General features: G+C 40.5%; 17 protein-coding genes. 6 read left to right on the top strand and 11 right to left on the bottom strand.

Going from position 1 to position 16511, the window contains the following annotated elements; all coding sequences use genetic code 11:
- From trpD to FM107_RS06955, 6 genes are all read right to left on the bottom strand, one after another.
- A complete protein-coding gene (gene trpD, locus FM107_RS06980; protein ID WP_086947784.1) occupies positions 1-990 on the bottom strand; it encodes an anthranilate phosphoribosyltransferase in 990 nt (329 codons plus the stop codon).
- A gap of 207 nt (positions 991-1197) precedes the next feature.
- Complete coding sequence (locus FM107_RS06975) at positions 1198-1656, bottom strand: hypothetical protein (protein ID WP_086947783.1); 459 nt, start codon at positions 1654-1656, stop codon at positions 1198-1200.
- A 199-nt stretch (positions 1657-1855) separates the two neighbouring features.
- On the bottom strand, positions 1856-2077 hold the full coding sequence (locus FM107_RS06970) for a DUF2795 domain-containing protein (RefSeq protein ID WP_002996718.1): 222 nt from the start codon (positions 2075-2077) through the stop codon (positions 1856-1858).
- Between the two features lie 129 nt (positions 2078-2206).
- Positions 2207-2956, bottom strand: a complete 750-nt coding sequence (locus tag FM107_RS06965; protein ID WP_086947782.1) for an ABC transporter ATP-binding protein — start codon at positions 2954-2956, stop codon at positions 2207-2209.
- A gap of 80 nt (positions 2957-3036) precedes the next feature.
- The gene (locus FM107_RS06960; RefSeq protein WP_086947781.1) at positions 3037-3774 is read right to left on the bottom strand and encodes a 1-acyl-sn-glycerol-3-phosphate acyltransferase; all 738 of its coding nucleotides are present in this window, start codon (positions 3772-3774) and stop codon (positions 3037-3039) included.
- A 92-nt stretch (positions 3775-3866) separates the two neighbouring features.
- On the bottom strand, positions 3867-5237 hold the full coding sequence (locus tag FM107_RS06955; RefSeq protein ID WP_086947780.1) for a dipeptidase: 1371 nt from the start codon (positions 5235-5237) through the stop codon (positions 3867-3869).
- Between the two features lie 195 nt (positions 5238-5432).
- On the opposite strand from FM107_RS06955, the gene FM107_RS06950 reads away from it, so the two are divergent.
- Both FM107_RS06950 and FM107_RS06945 read left to right on the top strand, forming a co-directional pair.
- Positions 5433-8213: an outer membrane beta-barrel protein gene (locus FM107_RS06950; RefSeq protein ID WP_086947779.1), complete on the top strand. Its 2781-nt coding sequence runs from the start codon at positions 5433-5435 to the stop codon at positions 8211-8213.
- On the top strand, positions 8213-9001 hold the full coding sequence (locus tag FM107_RS06945) for a GLPGLI family protein (RefSeq protein WP_143559448.1): 789 nt from the start codon (positions 8213-8215) through the stop codon (positions 8999-9001). The genes FM107_RS06950 and FM107_RS06945 overlap by 1 nt, the downstream gene beginning before the upstream one ends.
- A 65-nt stretch (positions 9002-9066) precedes the next feature.
- Here FM107_RS06945 and FM107_RS06940 read toward each other — a convergent pair whose 3' ends face one another.
- Entirely contained in the window at positions 9067-9249 is a 183-nt protein-coding gene (locus FM107_RS06940; RefSeq protein ID WP_086947778.1) for a histone H1, read from the bottom strand.
- Between the two features lie 122 nt (positions 9250-9371).
- Positions 9372-11510 (bottom strand): S46 family peptidase, encoded by a 2139-nt coding sequence (locus FM107_RS06935; RefSeq protein WP_086947777.1) that lies wholly within the window; start codon positions 11508-11510, stop codon positions 9372-9374.
- 206 nt (positions 11511-11716) lie between these two features.
- Here FM107_RS06935 and FM107_RS06930 point away from each other — a divergent pair, with 206 nt between their 5' ends.
- The 4 genes from FM107_RS06930 to FM107_RS06915 are packed head-to-tail and all read left to right on the top strand — an operon-like array spanning position 11717 to position 14085.
- The gene (locus tag FM107_RS06930; RefSeq protein ID WP_086947776.1) at positions 11717-13045 is read left to right on the top strand and encodes a DEAD/DEAH box helicase; all 1329 of its coding nucleotides are present in this window, start codon (positions 11717-11719) and stop codon (positions 13043-13045) included.
- A 3-nt stretch (positions 13046-13048) separates the two neighbouring features.
- Positions 13049-13285 (top strand): hypothetical protein, encoded by a 237-nt coding sequence (locus FM107_RS06925; protein ID WP_086947775.1) that lies wholly within the window; start codon positions 13049-13051, stop codon positions 13283-13285.
- A gap of 5 nt (positions 13286-13290) precedes the next feature.
- Complete coding sequence (gldC, locus tag FM107_RS06920) at positions 13291-13644, top strand: gliding motility protein GldC (protein ID WP_086947774.1); 354 nt, start codon at positions 13291-13293, stop codon at positions 13642-13644.
- A 30-nt stretch (positions 13645-13674) separates the two neighbouring features.
- Positions 13675-14085: an EVE domain-containing protein gene (locus tag FM107_RS06915; protein ID WP_086947773.1), complete on the top strand. Its 411-nt coding sequence runs from the start codon at positions 13675-13677 to the stop codon at positions 14083-14085.
- A gap of 26 nt (positions 14086-14111) precedes the next feature.
- Here FM107_RS06915 and FM107_RS06910 read toward each other — a convergent pair whose 3' ends face one another.
- From FM107_RS06910 to FM107_RS06900, 3 genes are read right to left on the bottom strand one after another with little or no spacing between them, the layout of a single operon-like run.
- Positions 14112-14636: an acyl-CoA thioesterase gene (locus FM107_RS06910; RefSeq protein WP_086947772.1), complete on the bottom strand. Its 525-nt coding sequence runs from the start codon at positions 14634-14636 to the stop codon at positions 14112-14114.
- Positions 14629-15558, bottom strand: a complete 930-nt coding sequence (locus FM107_RS06905; RefSeq protein ID WP_256959388.1) for an SDR family oxidoreductase — start codon at positions 15556-15558, stop codon at positions 14629-14631. The genes FM107_RS06910 and FM107_RS06905 overlap by 8 nt, the downstream gene beginning before the upstream one ends.
- Positions 15546-16499: a M20/M25/M40 family metallo-hydrolase gene (locus tag FM107_RS06900; protein WP_086947771.1), complete on the bottom strand. Its 954-nt coding sequence runs from the start codon at positions 16497-16499 to the stop codon at positions 15546-15548. The genes FM107_RS06905 and FM107_RS06900 overlap by 13 nt, the downstream gene beginning before the upstream one ends.
- Positions 16500-16511 lie beyond the last annotated feature (12 nt).

Raw genomic sequence — 16511 nt, 5'->3', positions numbered from 1 at the left:
TTAGTTTTTTATTAATTTTTGGAAACTTGATAGCGCTTTCAACCCCATTAGTGAATCTTGTGCTTTAGCGTAACAATCACTAAAGCTCTTCTCGGGGTGTATCGTTTTTATCGCAAAAGCCGCGTTTGTAGACACGACTTTATTTTGAATATCGTTTCCCTCCCCATGGATTATTGTGTGGAATATCTTTGCCGCTTCTTCAACGGTATCGCCCCCGGCGAGCGAAGCTGCCTGAATGGGTTTGAGCTCAAGATCTTCCACTTTATAATACTTTTCTCCTTGATTGTCGATGATTTTGAAATCACCGGTTAAAGAAATTTCGTCGTAACCGTCTAAGGCGTGAATTATACTGTATTGTTTGTCGGTGCTTTGGTATAAATAATTATATAGTCTGGCAAGCTCTAAACTAAATACACCGACAGCCTGATACTTGGGGCTTGCTGGATTTGTTAATGGTCCCAACATATTAAAGAATGTTTTTACACCAAGTGCTCGGCGTATAGGTGCTACAGTTTTCATCGCAGGATGGAACAAAGGAGCATGAAGGAAACAAATATTTGTTTCGTCCAGCTGACGACGTAGCTCACTCACATTAGTGGTGAATTTGTATCCCAGATATTCCATTACGTTGGACGAGCCACAGCCAGAGGAAACGCCGACGTTACCATGTTTTGCAACCTGATAGCCTGCACCAGCAACTATGAACGATGCGAGTGTCGAAATGTTGAATGTATTTTTGCCATCGCCTCCTGTGCCGCATAAATCGATTAGATCATAACCCGGTAATTCGACTTTATTACACAGATCATACATTGCCTGCCGGAACCCGCTGAGTTCTTCCACCCGAATACTACGCATGCCGTAGATTGACATAAAGGCTGCAATCTGATGGGAATCGTATTTTCCTGTCGTAATATTTGTTAATATCTTATATGCTTCCTCTTGAGTAAATGTTTTGTATTCAAATAAATGTGCTAATATCTTCTTCATGACTTTGATGGACTAAAATAAAAAAGCTTGCCTAATTTAGGCAAGCCACTATTCTTTGAGATGAAAAAAATCAAGCAATAGGTTTTTGCCACAACATTAATTGTTGTGCCACCACCACGCTTTATTTTTCATTATTAAATTCATTATTTTTCTGTTAGTGACAAATTAACAATATTTATTACTTAGCTCCAAATATTTATCAAAAAATTAATAGGTTACGAAATGAGCGAGGTTGTTCCCTTTAGATACTAGTGTAAACGAACCGATCTTACCGTTTTCTAAATATACGGCAAGCATTAGCCGGTCGTTGTAGTAAAGGAAATACATTTTACTCGTCGGTTTGCCTTCCGGATCGATATCACGTTTGTCCCTACGAGAGAGCTTATCAAATGGGACGTAGTCGATCGTTTCTATATTTTTGGTTTGTAGATTTAAGCGTATTTCGTCGATACTCGCTTCCAAGTAATCATATTCTTCGTTCGTAAGTGATTTTTCGATTTGAACGTGTTTCGCTAGGATGACATCGGCTCTAGTTTCTGGGACTGCGATATCATTGAGAAACGCTTTCACAATGAGAACGTCATCTTTACTTGTTTGTTCTTGCTGCGCATTACTTGACGAAACGAGGAGAATTATCAGTGCAAGCGCGAATAGTATTTTGTTCATGTCATTCCTTTAAAAATAAGACACGAAAAATGTCCTAAGGATTAATTTGCTATTTTTTTAATAACAATTGCGGCCGGCGTACAGCAGGACAGCCTAATTTTTTTGCCTGTTTTTGGTAGATAATTATATAAAGTAGGCCCAGTGGGCGTGTGGAAGGCCGTTAAAAATAAAAAACGCCTTCGTGGGCGCTTTTTATTTTTTAATATTCGTCTTCGTTGAAAAAGAAGTCATCCTTTGTAGGATAGTCTGGCCAGATCTCTTCGATGTTTTCATAAGGCTCCCCATCATCTTCAAGTGCTTGAAGGTTTTCAATCACTTCAACAGGAGCGCCGGAACGAATAGCATAATCGATTAACTCATCTTTGGTTGCAGGCCATGGAGCATCTTCTAAATGAGATGCCAATTCTAGTGTCCAATACATACTCTAATTTATTTAAATTGCTATTTTCCGCAAAAATAACATAATTATTAAATAAAACAAGTCAAAACAATGTTATGAAATTGGTGTATTTTTAAATTGCTGGTTATAAGTTGTTTAAAATTATAATTTTTAAAAATCGGATCCCTTTTCCTTTAGTGGATCTAGGCGGGGAACGATCGATTTGATTGACGGGTTGGGATAATCGTCTTCAATCAGACCGTCGCGCATGCGAACGATGCGGTGAGCATGTTGTGCAATATCTTCTTCATGGGTAACCAAAATAATGGTATTGCCTTTTGTGTGGATATCTTCGAGTAAGCCCATGATCTCAATCGAAGTCTTCGTGTCGAGGTTTCCTGTAGGCTCATCGGCCAAAATAATAGAGGGGTCATTGATAAGTGCGCGTGCGACCGCGACGCGTTGCCGCTGACCACCAGACAGTTCGTTAGGACGGTGATCAACTCGGTTACCTAGGCCGACATTTTCTAATGCTATCATCGCACGTTTTCCGCGCGTGGCTTTGTTAAATCCAGCATAAATTAAAGGGAGTGCAACATTTTCCAGTGCCGTACTTTTGGGCAAGAGGTTGAATGTCTGAAACACGAATCCGATTTCTTTGTTGCGTACTTCGGCAAGTTCATCTTCGGTCATTTCCGAAACATTAATTCCGTTCAGTGTATAGGAACCACTCGTAGGGGTGTCAAGACAGCCTAAAAGATTCATTAATGTAGACTTTCCTGAACCTGAAGGGCCCATTAAGGCTACGAATTCTCCTTTTTTGATTTGCAGGGAAACGGATTTAAGGGCGTGAATTTTTTCAGAACCAATAATGTATTCTCTGCCAATATCTTCAATTTCTATTAAAAAGCTGTTGTCCATTTGATTGGGAATATAACTGCGATGAAGTTACAAAAATATTGCGAAAAGCTCTCTCCTTTCTAAATTCGTGTTTGCGTATATTAGTTATTTTTATCCCAAACTTCCTTCATGCGCAAAAAAACGGATCGCTCCAATGCAGTATTACTCTGTTTGTCATACTCTTTTACCTCTAGTGGGGAAAGTACTTTTACGTGTATCGTTCCCGGTTTGGAACCATGTTTTTTACCGTCGTCCCATAATATTTTCCATGCATCTTGGATCACAATAGGAAGGATCGGAATCTTGTTTTCTGTTGCTAAACGAAACGCTCCGGATTTGAACGGATGTAAATTCGGCGGAAATCCATCGTCGATCTTGCCTTCGGGAAAAATTACCACCGATTTGTTGTCTTGTAGGTGTTCACTAGCTTTTTTGTAGGCTCGGAATGAAGACATTTTACTGCCACGTTTCACAGGAATATCAATCGTTTTAAAGAATACCCGCGTCACTGGATTCTGCAGCAATTCCTCCTTACCCATAAATGATATTGGGGCATGGCAGAGGAAAGGTATAATTGCAATGTCGAGTAGTGAAGTGTGATTAGGGCAGAGCACATAAGTTTGATTCCAATCGATTGGTTGCTCGTATTCGACTTCAATTTTGAAGCCTACAAAAGAAAGGCTTCGTATGCATAGAAAGCGACGAATCGATGCAATCTTTTCGAAGTGCTTTACCGGGTTTTTCGCGAGAAAATATAATACGGGGAAGCAGCAGCAGAACACAATGAAAACGGATCCTAGGTATAACAACCGATGAAGATTCTTAAGTAGTTTTTTCATATAGGCATTCCAAATCGCGGTATCTTGGTTTGTGTTTGCGCGAATAAATTAAAAAAGGCATTACAAGCGAATAGCTTGTAATGCCTTGAAAATTATTTACTTAATTCGGCGTAATATTTGAAAAATGCAGGGATTGTTTGAATACCCATAAGGTAATTTTCGACACCATATTTTTCATTTGGAGAATGAAGGTTGTCACTATCGAGACCGAATCCTAACAAGACCGTTTTTACGTTTAATTCTTTTTCGAATAGCGCTACAATTGGAATGGAGCCTCCACCACGGGTAGGGATAGGTTTTTTTCCAAAAGCTTCTTCAAGCGCTTTCTCAGCCGCTTTGTATGCGATACTATCCGTTGGCGTTACAACAGGTTCGCCGCCATGATGCGGTGTTACTTTCACCGTAACATATTTTGGAGCAGTTTTCTCAAAGTGATTTTTGAAAAGTTCGGTAATTCGATGCGAATCTTGATTGGGAACCAGACGCATGGAGATCTTTGCAAAAGCGCTTGACGGTAATACCGTTTTAGCTCCTTCACCAATGTAACCTCCCCACATTCCATTAACTTCTAAAGTAGGGCGAATACCGGTGCGTTCAATTGTGGTATAGCCATCTTCGCCCCAAAGTTCCGCTACCCCTAAATCTTCTTTATACGTTTGAACGTCAAATGGCGCTTGGTTTAACGCCACGCGTTCTTTTTGACTTAGTTCGACCACATCATCATAAAAACCGGGAATCGCAATGTGATTGTTTTGGTCATGCAGCGAGGCGATTAGTTTTGCGAGTATCGTAGCGGGGTTTGCAACAGCCCCACCGTACACACCCGAATGTAGGTCTCGATTTGGTCCGGTTACTTCAACTTCGACGTATGAGAGCCCTCGTAAACCCGTTTCTAGCGATGGTTGTTCCAGGCTTATCATAGAGGTGTCCGAGATTACGATTACGTCATTTTTTAAACGCTCACGGTTTTCTTTAACGAACGTCCCTAGGTTTACTGAACCGACTTCTTCCTCACCTTCAATCATGAATTTAACGTTACAACTTAATGCGTCGTTAGCCGTCATATATTCGAAAGCTTTAACGTGCATATAAAACTGCCCTTTATCATCGGCCGCTCCGCGCGCATATATTTTACCTTCGCGAATTGTCGGTTCAAAGGGGGGGGTATCCCATAGTTCGAGGGGGTCGGCGGGTTGGACATCGTAATGCCCGTATATCAATACAGTCGGCAGGGTCGGATCGATTATTTTTTCACCATAAATAATCGGATTGCCAGCTGTTGGACATACCTCCACAATATCGGCCCCAGCAGATCTTAATTTTTCTGCAACAAAATCAGCAGTTTTGATGATATCGTTTTTGAATTGAGGATCTGCGCTCACGGACGGGAATCGTAGCAACGCGAATAACTCTTCTAAAAATCTATCCTTATTGGATTGGACATATTCTTGTATTGTTTGCATGTTGTTGTGTTTTTACAAAGCTACCAATTAAAATTTAATCTTCTCGGCAGCTTAATACGTGCTCGAATTGCGTTAACGCACAATTACCAAGGCGCAATAAATGTTAAATAGTGTTATATTGTTTCTATTTTGATTGATTATTTTTGTAGTTTAGTACTATACTACATGTTAACTTGATTTGACCCGAATAGACCAATGAATAAGATCCTTTTCGTATTATCCGTATGCCTATTTTTTGTGCAGCAGCACCTCAATGCTCAATCTTTAATAAAGGGCGAAGTCGTCGAAGGAGGCGATATAACAAAAAAGTTGTCGAATGCTTCAATTGTACTATTAAACGCAAAAGATTCGATCTTACTTGATTTTACAAGAGCAGATGAGAATGGAAAATTTTCAATAGCTATACCCGATACTACCGCGAGCTTATTAATTGTGACCTACCCTAAATTCGGAAGTTTCTATCAGGAATTTTCAGAGCCTGGAGACGTTAATATTGGCCAAATAGCTTTATCGAGTGTTGATCATTTAATCGAGGAGGTTATAGTTACGGGGAAAGTTCCTGTTGTGATAAAAGGCGATACGATCGAATATGACGCGTCTAGCTTTACTGTAGAAAAAAATGCGAAAGTGGAAGACCTGTTAAAAGTTTTACCTGGACTTTCGGTTGATGCTGACGGAAAAATTACTGCCCAAGGTAAGACAGTGGAGAAGGTATTGGTAGATGGCGAAGAGTTTTTCGGCGACGACCCTACCCTTGTTACACGAAATATCCGATCGGATATGGTTGATAAGGTACAGGTTTATGAAAAGAAATCAGAAGAGGCTGAGCGGACGGGAGTAGACGACGGTTCAAGGACACAAACAATCAATGTAACACTCAAAGAGGATGCAAAGAAGGGGATATTTGGGAAAGTAGAAGGGGCCGCGGGTAAAGACAAACAGGAAGACCGATATCTTGGAAAACTTGCTATAAATAAGTTTAATGGAAGTCAAAAAATTGGAGCTTTCTTCCTAGTGGCGAATGATGGTAATGTGGGACTGGACTGGGCCGAAGAAGAAAAATTTGGATTATCAGGTGATAATTTGCAGGTTTCCGAAGATGGAGGGGTATATTTTACCGGTGGATCGTGGGATGAATTCAGTAGGTGGGATGGACGGGGGAGTCCTAAAGCGCTAAATACCGGCTTTAACTTCAATGATAACTTAGATGATGGTAAACATAAAATAAATATTGGGTACAAATATGGTACCATTGAAAATCAGCTTGAGGAGGGGAATATTGCGCAAAATAATTTAGAAAGTGGACAGATAAATACGACGAATTCGACCGATCGTCATTCCGACCTGGAGAAACATCGTTTTAATGGCAAGTATGACTGGAAGATCGACTCATTGAGTACTATAACGTTTAAAGTCTCTGGTTCCACCGGAAAGCTAGAGGTCAATGAGAATACCTTCGCCTCGACGATGAACGCCGATATGGATCTTGTCAATACTAATCAGCGGGCACAAAGCACGACATCTGAAAATTCGAATGTTTCATACGACACGTACTATACCCGAAAATTTAAAAAAGCGGGACGATCGTTATCCTTACGTTTAGCGGGAAACCACACCGATGATGACGGGGAAAGTTTATTGCAATCGTTGACTTCTTTTTATGAGAGCGGTCAAGACTCTACTTCGACTACGATCGATCAACTAAAAGATATAAAGAGTAATTCCAATAATCTACGCACTTCGGCGACTTACACCGAACCATTGACAAAAGCTTTAAGCTCGTCGCTCGGCTATGAATATAATAACTCTCGCTCAAGCTCCTCGAACGACTCCTACAACCAAGACAATGACGGGAATTACACCGAATTCGATACGGAATTTAGTAATGATTTCGATTACCGGACGATTCGTAATGCGGTAAATTTAACGCTCAAATACAAAGTGGAGAAAATAGATGTAACCTTTAACAATTCGTTTCGCAATGACAATATGTTTCAAGAAAACAATTACGAGGGCATTTCTGTTAATAGGGACTTTTTCACATACAACCCGAATGTACGTATAACATATAATATTACGAAAAACAAATCGATTGGCGGGAATTACTCCAGATACAATAATTTACCTTCGCTTTCTCAAATACAGCCTTTGAAACAAAACACGGACCCGCTAAACATAATTATCGGTAACGAATCCTTAACACCGTCAAATACCGATAACTATAGTCTCTATTTTAACAATTATAATATGTTGAAAGGCTTTTATCTATATGTGAATGGGGGCTGGCGGCAAACGAGAAATTCAATTCAACAAAATGTCGATATTGATCCCCAAACGGGTGTGCGTTATTTGACATACCAAAACCTGGAGGATTATGTTGATAACAATGGCTGGGCATGGGCAGGAATGGGATTTGATTTAATAAAAAAGCACAAGATCAAAGGGAGCGTAGGTGTTAATGCAAATTATCGTAATAATTACAATTTTATCAATAGCGATCTAAATGAAAACACTAACTTCGATTATGGTTTTGATTTTAGCGTGCGAAAAAATACAACGAAGAATATCGATTTTAGATTGAGCTTTGTGCCGGGCTGGCGAAAAATCGAAACATCGCTACAGCCCGAATTTAACAGTTCAGGTTTTACATATCAATCGAGCTTATGGTACAGTTGGCATCTACCATTAAAAATTAGTCTTTACGGCGATCTTAGTTACGATTATGAAGCACCTACGAAAGCCTTTGACGAAAAATTTGAAAGGGTGTTGTTTAAACCGGGCATTTCGCGCAAATTTTTAAAAGATGAAAGTTTGGTCGTAGATTTTTATGTTAATGACATTTTTAATGAGAATGTCGGTTTTAGAAGATATCAATCAGGAAATATGATAACACAGAACACATACAACACGATTTCACGTTATTTCATGTTGAAGGTAAGTTGGGATTTTACAACGATGAAAGGAGGAGGGCAATAATGAGGTTTTATCACTATTTCGCGATGCTCATGTTAGTTTTGCTGGGTGTATCGGCAAAAGCGCAATATGCTTTTTTTCCGCAAGAAGGAACGATTGAGTATGACAAGACCGTTCACGTGAAAAATCTTTTGCAACGGTATATAGGAACTTTAAAGGATGATGATTTTACGAAAAAATACTATTCGGAGATTTTAGAAAAAGTAGAAGAAAAAACTGTGTTTAAGAAGAAATTATCCTTTCGAGGGGATGAAATGAGTCTAGAGAGCGTCGATAGCACCTATTCCCCGCTGGTGAATAATTTGTTGAATGGTGGGCTGCTGGATTCTCGTTCGGCGATATACCAGGATTTGAAAAAGGATCAAGTCATATCAAAATTTGATATCTCGGGTTCTACCGTTTTGATTCAAGATTCGCTCCTTGATGTGAAATGGAAGATTACAGACGAATATCGGGAAATTGCGGGTTATCAATGTAGAAGGGCTAATGGTGTTGTACTAGACTCCGTCTATGTGGTCGCTTTTTATACGGATCAGATTCCCATTTCTGTCGGACCGGGAACGATACATGGGCTTCCAGGAATGATTATGGGCCTTGTAATTCCGGAGCAGCATTATAATATTTACGCTAGTAAAGTAAGTGTAGCCGCGCCTGAGATAAAGGCTGTAACGGGTAAGAAAAAGGATAAGCCTATGACGCGCATAGAAGTGCGCCAAACGTTTAAGGATTTATTAGGTCGTTGGATGAATGATCGTCAATTTAACTTGTTTATTGCACCCATGTTCCTTTAGGGAGGGGGGACCAACAAAAAGGGGCTATCTGACGATAGCCCCTTTTTGTTGATTCAATATTAAAACTATTTTTTCTCGTCGTTTTTCTTAGCCGTTACTTCGTTACGAATTTCTTGAGCTAGTGTTTTGATGTCTTGTAAACCTTTACGTACACGCGTACCGGCAGCAGAATTACCATTGTTGTAGAACTTGTCAGCATCGGCTTCGATACCCGCAACTAAGCTTTTTAATTTGTTGTAATTTTCCATTTTTTAAATATATAATTTTAACTTCTATTAACTACTGTTCTAAGATATCATAAATATACAAAAACAACGAAGTAAAGCATAATTTTTGTATCTAAAACAATAAAAAAATGTTTTGTCGGCTTCTATTCGACGATATTGAGTTCTTCAATGATGTTTTGCGCATTCGCAAATTTGTCAATAATGAACAGTACGTAGCGGATATCGACCGATATAGTTCGTTGTAAAACTGGGTCAAAAATGACGTCTCCGGCCATCGCTTCAATGTTTCCGTCAAAGGCTAGGCCGATTAGTTCTCCGTTTCCATTTAATACAGGAGAACCGGAGTTACCACCAGTAATATCTTGATCACTTAGGAAATTTACAGGCATGTAACCGGCTTTGTCGGCATACCGTCCAAAATCATTTGCCTCGTATAGTTCTTTTAGACGCACAGGTAGATCAAATTCTTCGTCGCCAGGCTGGTATTTTGCAATCGTCCCTTTAAGTGTTGTGTAGTTGTTGACAACCGCATCGTTGCGTGGATCTTTGGGTAGTGCCCTGATTGTTCCGTATGTTAACCGTAGCGTGGAATTTGCGTCTGGGTAATATTTCTTTTTCGGATTTGCTTCTAACCTACCAGCAATGTATTTTCTGTATGCAGCTTGGTAATGATCGGCCAGTTCTTGTGATTCGGGTGTTGATTCACGGTATTTGTCCATTAAGGATTTTGAAATCAAGTATAAGGGATCTTGTTCAATGATGTCGACTGAAGGATTGTCCAAGTAGGCATTCAGCTGATCTAATGAAGTAAACATGCTTTTTGCAAATGCTGATTTTATAACTGTCTGAAAGTTGCCGTTATTGGCATCTGCTAACTCCTTAATGTACGGTGCGATGCGCCCCCCTTTTTCTGCGTAAAGTGACAATTCATCGGCTAGGACATCAATTTCTAGCGGGAGATATAAGTTCCCAAATTGCTCCTCTAACTGAGCAAGTAAGGTTGGGCGCATTTCCTCTCGTTTTGCTTGTGACGCATCATCATATTTCTTCAACGCTGCTCCTAAGCTATACGGCATTGCTGCGAAAGTGGATGAACGTAACATACCGATGAGATAATTGTCATGTCGTGCCTTTTGATTGGTTGCTTCATAGTAGGTGTTAATTGTTTTTAATACATCCCCATATTTGTCGCGATTTGCTTTTTTGTTTGCCCATTTTTGAAATTTAGTTTCCTCTTTTCGTTTTGTGCGCGCCGTCTGATGCTTTGTTAATGCATCGATCATTCCTTGGCGGTTCTTCCAATAGTTGGCCACACCTGAATAGGTAGAAGCGTAATTTAATTTTACAGCTTGATTTTGGTCCATGTGTTTTTTCATCGCGTCCATTCCAACTTTGGAGGCTTCAACCCACGCGGGATACGCGAAGTTTACATTTTGATCAATACCGGCTGCCGGCATCCAGCGATTAGTGCGGCCGGGGTAACCAAGAATCATCGAGAAGTCTCCCTCTTGAAACCCTTTAATGCTTATTGGTAGTGAATATTTAGGTTTTAACGGTACGTTACCAGTCGAGTAGTCCGCAGGGTTTCCGTCTTTATCTCCGTAAACACGAAATATTGAAAAATCTCCCGTATGACGCGGCCATTCCCAATTGTCCGTATCTCCACCAAACTTGCCGATGCTGTTGGGAGGCGTACCAACTAACCTTACGTCCGTATAATCTTCGTAAACAAAGTAGTAATATTCATTTCCATTGTAGAATGATTTTACCGATACAGTGTATTTACCGCCTTCGCTATTTTCTTGTTCTATTTTTGCGATTTCTTGATTGACGATTTTTTCGCGTTCCCTTTCTGTCATCTGATCATTCACGAGTCCAAGAATACGTTTGGAGACGTCATCCATACGTACGAAAAAACGTACATAAAGGGATTTGGGTTTTAATTCTTCTTGCAGGGATTTTGCCCAAAAACCATTCGTCAAATGGTCGTTCTCAGGTGTGGATAGTTCGGCAATAGCGCCATAACCGCAGTGATGGTTCGTGAATACTAAGCCCTGCCCCGACACAATCTCGGCGGTACAGCCACCATTAAATTGGACTATAGCATCTTTTAATGAAGAATTATTAATGCTATAGATTTCTTCTGCCGTTAATTGGAGGCCCTTTTTCTGCATATCGGCTTCGTTTAGGCGCTTAATATGCATTAGGAACCACATACCTTCGTCGGCAAACGTGGTCATGCTCAGAATACTCAGGAGCATACAAATAAATATTTTTTTCATAATCAACGAAATTTTATAGAGCAAAGTTGATTTAAATCCTCCTTAATTCAAAATTAAACCGGATTTACTTCACTCTGATGTATTCGAACGGTGCCGATAGGATATAAAATTATTGGCGTTCAGTCTTTTTTTTCAGTGCCGGCTTGTCGTTCAACAACAGAAAAATTGCAATATGAAGTGGATGGTTTTCTTTATCTTTGCCTCATATGGCATCGTTCGAAGATTTTAAGTTAAATAAGCAATTGCAAGATGCAATTGCAGAAGCTGGATACAAGGAACCGACTGAAATCCAGCAGAGAGCAATAATGCCTATATTGGCCGGTCAAGATATAATGGGGGTTGCTCAAACTGGAACCGGAAAGACGGCTGCATTCGTGTTGCCGATGTTAATGAAACTTAAGTATGCACAAGGGAATGATCCTCGCGCGCTTATTTTATCGCCAACGCGTGAATTGGCGATGCAGATTGATGAGCATATTCGTTTGTTTTCGGTTTATCTAGACCTACGTACCGTATTGTTATATGGTGGTTTAGGGCCAAAGACCCAGAAGGAACAACTTGCTAAAGGTTGTGATATTATCGTTACCACTCCGGGGCGTTTTCTGGATTTATACTTAGAAGGTGATATAATCACAAAATCATTGAAGGTACTGGTCATGGATGAGGCGGACAAGATGATGGATATGGGGTTTATTAGTAAAATTCATCGTATTCTGGAGGTGGTACCACGTAAGCGCCAAAACTTACTTTTTTCTGCAACGATGGGAGAACTGGTTCGCAAAATTGCAGGTGATTTTCTTGCATTTCCTACCGTCATCGAAGTTACCGAACAAGCAACGCCAGCGACAACGGTAACGCAGTCGCTATACGATGTGCCGAACATGAAAAGTAAGTTAAATCTCTTACAACATCTCTTGAAGAATGATGAGTCATTCCATCGGGTCATGGTTTTTTGCAAAACGAAAACTGTGGCTGATAATGTATTTCATTACCTCGCACGCAAACATGGTGAGGAGCAGGTTCGGGTTATCCATGCTAATAAGGGACAGAATACCAGAATCAATTCAATCAATGCTTTTAAAGAAGGTAATATTCGTATTTTAGTCGCAACCGATGTCGCTGCGCGAGGGCTTGATGTCTCTAATGTGAGTCATGTGATTAATTTTGACGTGCCGATTGTCATTGAAGATTATGTGCACCGCATTGGTCGTACTGGAAGGGCGCGGAACATTGGTGACGCCATAACGTTTTGTAACCCGGGTGAACAATATTATATTCGGAAAATCGAAAAGTTAATTCGGCAGCCGATCCCAATACTGGAGGTGCCTGAAGGCGTATTTATGGAGCCGACTGGTTTTGAGGAACGTCAACAAATAGCGCGTGATATCGACGCGCAAATTCGAAAAGAGAACCCCGATTTTAAAGGGGCTTTCCACGAAAAGAAACATCCGAGAAAAGCTAAGTCGAACGTCGGTACTTCGAAGAAAGGCGCCACTGGCATTAAGAGGAAAGGTAAGGCGTTCAAAAAGCGATAGTTAATGAAAGTTACACCATTAAATATTACGTTGGCTTGTGTGTTGACTTGGATTATCTCCGAATGGGGGAATGGACAGCTGAATTTATCCGCATGGGGCGTCGTACTCTTGGTGCTGTTGTTAATTGTTGTGGACATTCTTTTTAGGATGATGTTTAAAGAAAATGGAAAATTATGGATGGGTGAGATTGGGTTTATCCTAGTGACATGCATTCTGTTATTGATAATAAAAATTGTATAGTGTATATGAAAAAAGCGGAAATAAAATTGAATGTTACCTTAGACGAACAGAATATTCCAGAGTCTATCGATTGGACTTCAACTGACGGTGAGACTTCTGATCAGATGCCTGCAAAAGCTATGTTTCTAGCACTTTGGGACGCGCAGTATAAAAATTCGTTGCGTATAGATCTATGGACAAAAGATATGCCTTACGATGAGATGAAGCGATTCTTTTACGAAACTTTACAAACCCTTGGAGACACTTTTGAAAGAGCATCTGGCGGTGACGAGATGGCTGGAAAGTTGATTGGAGACCTTCGTGATTACTGTGCCCATTTCGCTGAAAAAATGGAAGTGATCGAAGAGGGAACAAACTAAGTTATTCTAATCTTTATTTAATCGGATTTTATGAATTATTTTTTAGTCAAATCTGAACCATTCAAATATAGCTGGGAACAGTTCAATGAAGACGGTCAAACATTTTGGGACGGAGTCAGGAATTACCAGGCGAGAAACAATTTAAAGGCAATGAAAGTAGGTGACCTAGTGCTTTTTTACCATAGTAACGAAGGTAAAGAAGTTGTCGGACTTGCTAAGGTTGTAAAGGAGTTTTATCAAGATCCGACCACGGATGATGAGCGCTGGGTTGTTGTTGACCTAGCGCCCGTTGAAACGTTTAAAAAGCCTGTGACGCTCGAGATGGTAAAGGCTGATGATTTTTTACAAGATGTGGCATTAGTTCGTCAAGGTAGATTATCGGTCATGCCCTTAAAAGTAGAAGAGTTTGATCGTATTGTTGCATTAGGGAACGAAGAATAAAAATAGGAGTTCGACTCCTGTTTTTATTAACCTTTTTGCGCAACTTTTAGCAGGTTTTGAATGCTAATCGCATGTTCCGCACTAAGTTTTCCTCCTAATATTAGTCGAAGTTCACGGCGTTGGGAAGCTTTTTCAAAAAGTTCTTTTTCAAGATCCGTTTCCGGCATAAGCATGGGGACTTTTGTAGGAACGTTTTCTTTGTCGATGGCGACAAAGGTATAATACGCCTCATTCGATTTGTCTCGTGTGCCTTTTGGTAGATTTTGTGCGAAGATCTCCATTCGTACCTCCATGGAGGTAGAAAAGGCTCGGGTGACTTGTGCTTGTATGGTCACCACTTCACCGATTTTGATTGATCTTTTAAAGGATACGTTATCAACAGAAACTGTTACCACGGGGCTGTTTGAATGTTTTTGTGCCGCCATCGCGGCACAAATATCCATCCAATATAAAAGTCTACCGCCCATTAAATTCCCGAAAGTATTTGTGTCGTTAGGAAGCACGAGTTCGTTCATTTCCGTATAGGATTCCTTTGCAAATTTCTTATCCATAAGTTTCTAATTGTTGTTCGATAATTTCAAAAGAACGGAGTACTGTCGTCGGCTGGAAGTCGAGTTCCTGCCGTGATTTTGTCAAAATAAATCCTGTCTTTGGCGGCCGGTTGTCGGCTTGTCCGATTGCCTCCGCCGAAATTGCCGTAATTAATTTAGTGTCCAAAGCCCAGAATTGTGCAACTTGCCGAACAAATTCTAGTATACTAAATAATTGATTTCCTGATATATGAAATATACCTTGACCATTTTTATCTACGGATAAGAGACAAGCATCTGCTAAGTCGTCCACCCACGTAGGCATTCGCCACTGGTCGTCCACCACAGAAATTGACTCTCCAGCACTTAACTTATTTTTTGCCCAAAGCACGATATTTGATCTATTTTTGTCGGCAATGACTCCGTAAACAAGTATCGTTCGAAGTATGGCGTGTCGGCACCCCGACTGGATAATGCGCAGCTCGGCCTCAAGCTTGCTACGTCCGTAGGCATTGCACGGGTTCGTCGCATCGTCTTCCCGATAGGGGCCATTATGACCATCAAATACAAAATCGGTGGAAATAAAAGTAAGGTGACATCCCTGTTTCTTGCAGTATTGCGCTATTATCTCTGTCGTAAGGACATTCACAAGTTCACAGTTTTCTGGGTTATTTTCACACGACTCGACGCTCGTTATTGCTGCCGTATGTATAATGTGGCTTGGTTTAAAGCTTTCGAGTATGCCGGTAAGGGCATCAAGCTCGGCAATATCTATTTGTTGAAAATTGTCCGCTGGAAGGTCCGGATTTCGGTTTTCACTTTTCGATATGCCTAATACCGATACTCTCGGTTTATTCGCTAATTTTTCGATTAGTTTATGTCCAAGAAATCCATTAGATCCGGTTATTAGTATACGCATGTCTTGGGTGATCAATTTGTCCATATAAAATCCATTTTGGGTTGTTCCATCGACCTATCGATTACTTTTATTTCTAATTCTATGATTGCCCGCAATGATTCGTAGTCGATTTTCTCCGGATCGTCACCCGGCCTGTGGTAATCTTCGTGTCCGCCAGTATGGAAAAAGAGCACCGGTATGTCCTTTTTATAGAATGAAGTTTGGTCTGATCCACCGTTTCCGTCCTTACTGACGAAGAACTTTATATCACTTGTTAGGCCCTCAAAAATTGCCGGAAATTTCGAACTGGTACCGTGTCCAATTATCGCTAATCCATTTTTAGGGTTATAGCGTCCAATCATGTCCATGTTTAACATCCAATGTATGTTTTCTACTAGCACTGTTGGATGTTCTGTGAAATATTTGGAACCAAGTAGGCCTAATTCTTCCGCGCCGAAGGCAATAAATAGGAGATTGAATTTTTCTGTTAGATTATTGCTCGAATAGTGGCGAGCGAGTTCCAGAAGCCCCGCAACTCCCGAAGCATTGTCATCAGCACCATTGTGAATTTGTCCGACACCTAGTGAATCGAGTGAGCTGCCTTGATATCCTTGGCCTAAATGGTCGTAGTGTGCACCGATAACAATTGTGTGAGGAGCACCATTATCGATCAGGCCGATAATATTGTCAGACTGACGGATACTATCTTTTACCGCCACGCGTGTGACCTTAGCAACAAAGGACTGCCTATACCCATTTTCTCCTTTGGGCTGAAGTGCATATTCTTGAAATTTATCCTCAATATACTTAGCGGCCTTGTTGACTTCTTTAGATCCCGTACCACGGCCTTTCATCTTGTCGGAAGCAAGAGTAAAAATATGCTTTCTTAATTGCTCTGTGCTGACTTGTGCGTGCGCAGGTTTTACCAAATAAAGGATTGTAAAAGCTAATAACAGGCCGCTGCGTAGAAAAGAATATTGTTCCATATCATCAAAGAT

Source organism: Sphingobacterium sp. JB170 (genome assembly GCF_900163865.1).
In the GTDB taxonomy this organism is placed as follows: Bacteria; Bacteroidota; Bacteroidia; order Sphingobacteriales; family Sphingobacteriaceae; genus Sphingobacterium.
The sequence above is the reverse complement of the archived record's forward strand: the minus strand, read 5'-3'. Positions and strand labels throughout refer to the sequence as shown.

Excerpts from the sequence above, each read along its gene's own strand:
- FM107_RS06930 (WP_086947776.1), top strand. The coding sequence starts at position 11,717 with ATGGCATCGTTCGAAGATTTTAAGTTAAATAAGCAATTGCAAGATGCA.
- trpD (WP_086947784.1), bottom strand. The coding sequence starts at position 990 with ATGAAGAAGATATTAGCACATTTATTTGAATACAAAACATTTACTCAA.
- FM107_RS06950 (WP_086947779.1), top strand. The coding sequence starts at position 5,433 with ATGAATAAGATCCTTTTCGTATTATCCGTATGCCTATTTTTTGTGCAG.
- FM107_RS06940 (WP_086947778.1), bottom strand. The coding sequence starts at position 9,249 with ATGGAAAATTACAACAAATTAAAAAGCTTAGTTGCGGGTATCGAAGCC.
- FM107_RS06970 (WP_002996718.1), bottom strand. The coding sequence starts at position 2,077 with ATGTATTGGACACTAGAATTGGCATCTCATTTAGAAGATGCTCCATGG.
- FM107_RS06905 (WP_256959388.1), bottom strand. The coding sequence starts at position 15,558 with ATGGACAAATTGATCACCCAAGACATGCGTATACTAATAACCGGATCT.
- FM107_RS06910 (WP_086947772.1), bottom strand. The coding sequence starts at position 14,636 with ATGGATAAGAAATTTGCAAAGGAATCCTATACGGAAATGAACGAACTC.
- FM107_RS06945 (WP_143559448.1), top strand. The coding sequence starts at position 8,213 with ATGAGGTTTTATCACTATTTCGCGATGCTCATGTTAGTTTTGCTGGGT.
- FM107_RS06960 (WP_086947781.1), bottom strand. The coding sequence starts at position 3,774 with ATGAAAAAACTACTTAAGAATCTTCATCGGTTGTTATACCTAGGATCC.
- FM107_RS06975 (WP_086947783.1), bottom strand. The coding sequence starts at position 1,656 with ATGAACAAAATACTATTCGCGCTTGCACTGATAATTCTCCTCGTTTCG.
- FM107_RS06915 (WP_086947773.1), top strand. The coding sequence starts at position 13,675 with ATGAATTATTTTTTAGTCAAATCTGAACCATTCAAATATAGCTGGGAA.
- FM107_RS06935 (WP_086947777.1), bottom strand. The coding sequence starts at position 11,510 with ATGAAAAAAATATTTATTTGTATGCTCCTGAGTATTCTGAGCATGACC.
- FM107_RS06955 (WP_086947780.1), bottom strand. The coding sequence starts at position 5,237 with ATGCAAACAATACAAGAATATGTCCAATCCAATAAGGATAGATTTTTA.
- FM107_RS06965 (WP_086947782.1), bottom strand. The coding sequence starts at position 2,956 with ATGGACAACAGCTTTTTAATAGAAATTGAAGATATTGGCAGAGAATAC.
- FM107_RS06925 (WP_086947775.1), top strand. The coding sequence starts at position 13,049 with ATGAAAGTTACACCATTAAATATTACGTTGGCTTGTGTGTTGACTTGG.
- FM107_RS06900 (WP_086947771.1), bottom strand. The coding sequence starts at position 16,499 with ATGGAACAATATTCTTTTCTACGCAGCGGCCTGTTATTAGCTTTTACA.
- gldC (WP_086947774.1), top strand. The coding sequence starts at position 13,291 with ATGAAAAAAGCGGAAATAAAATTGAATGTTACCTTAGACGAACAGAAT.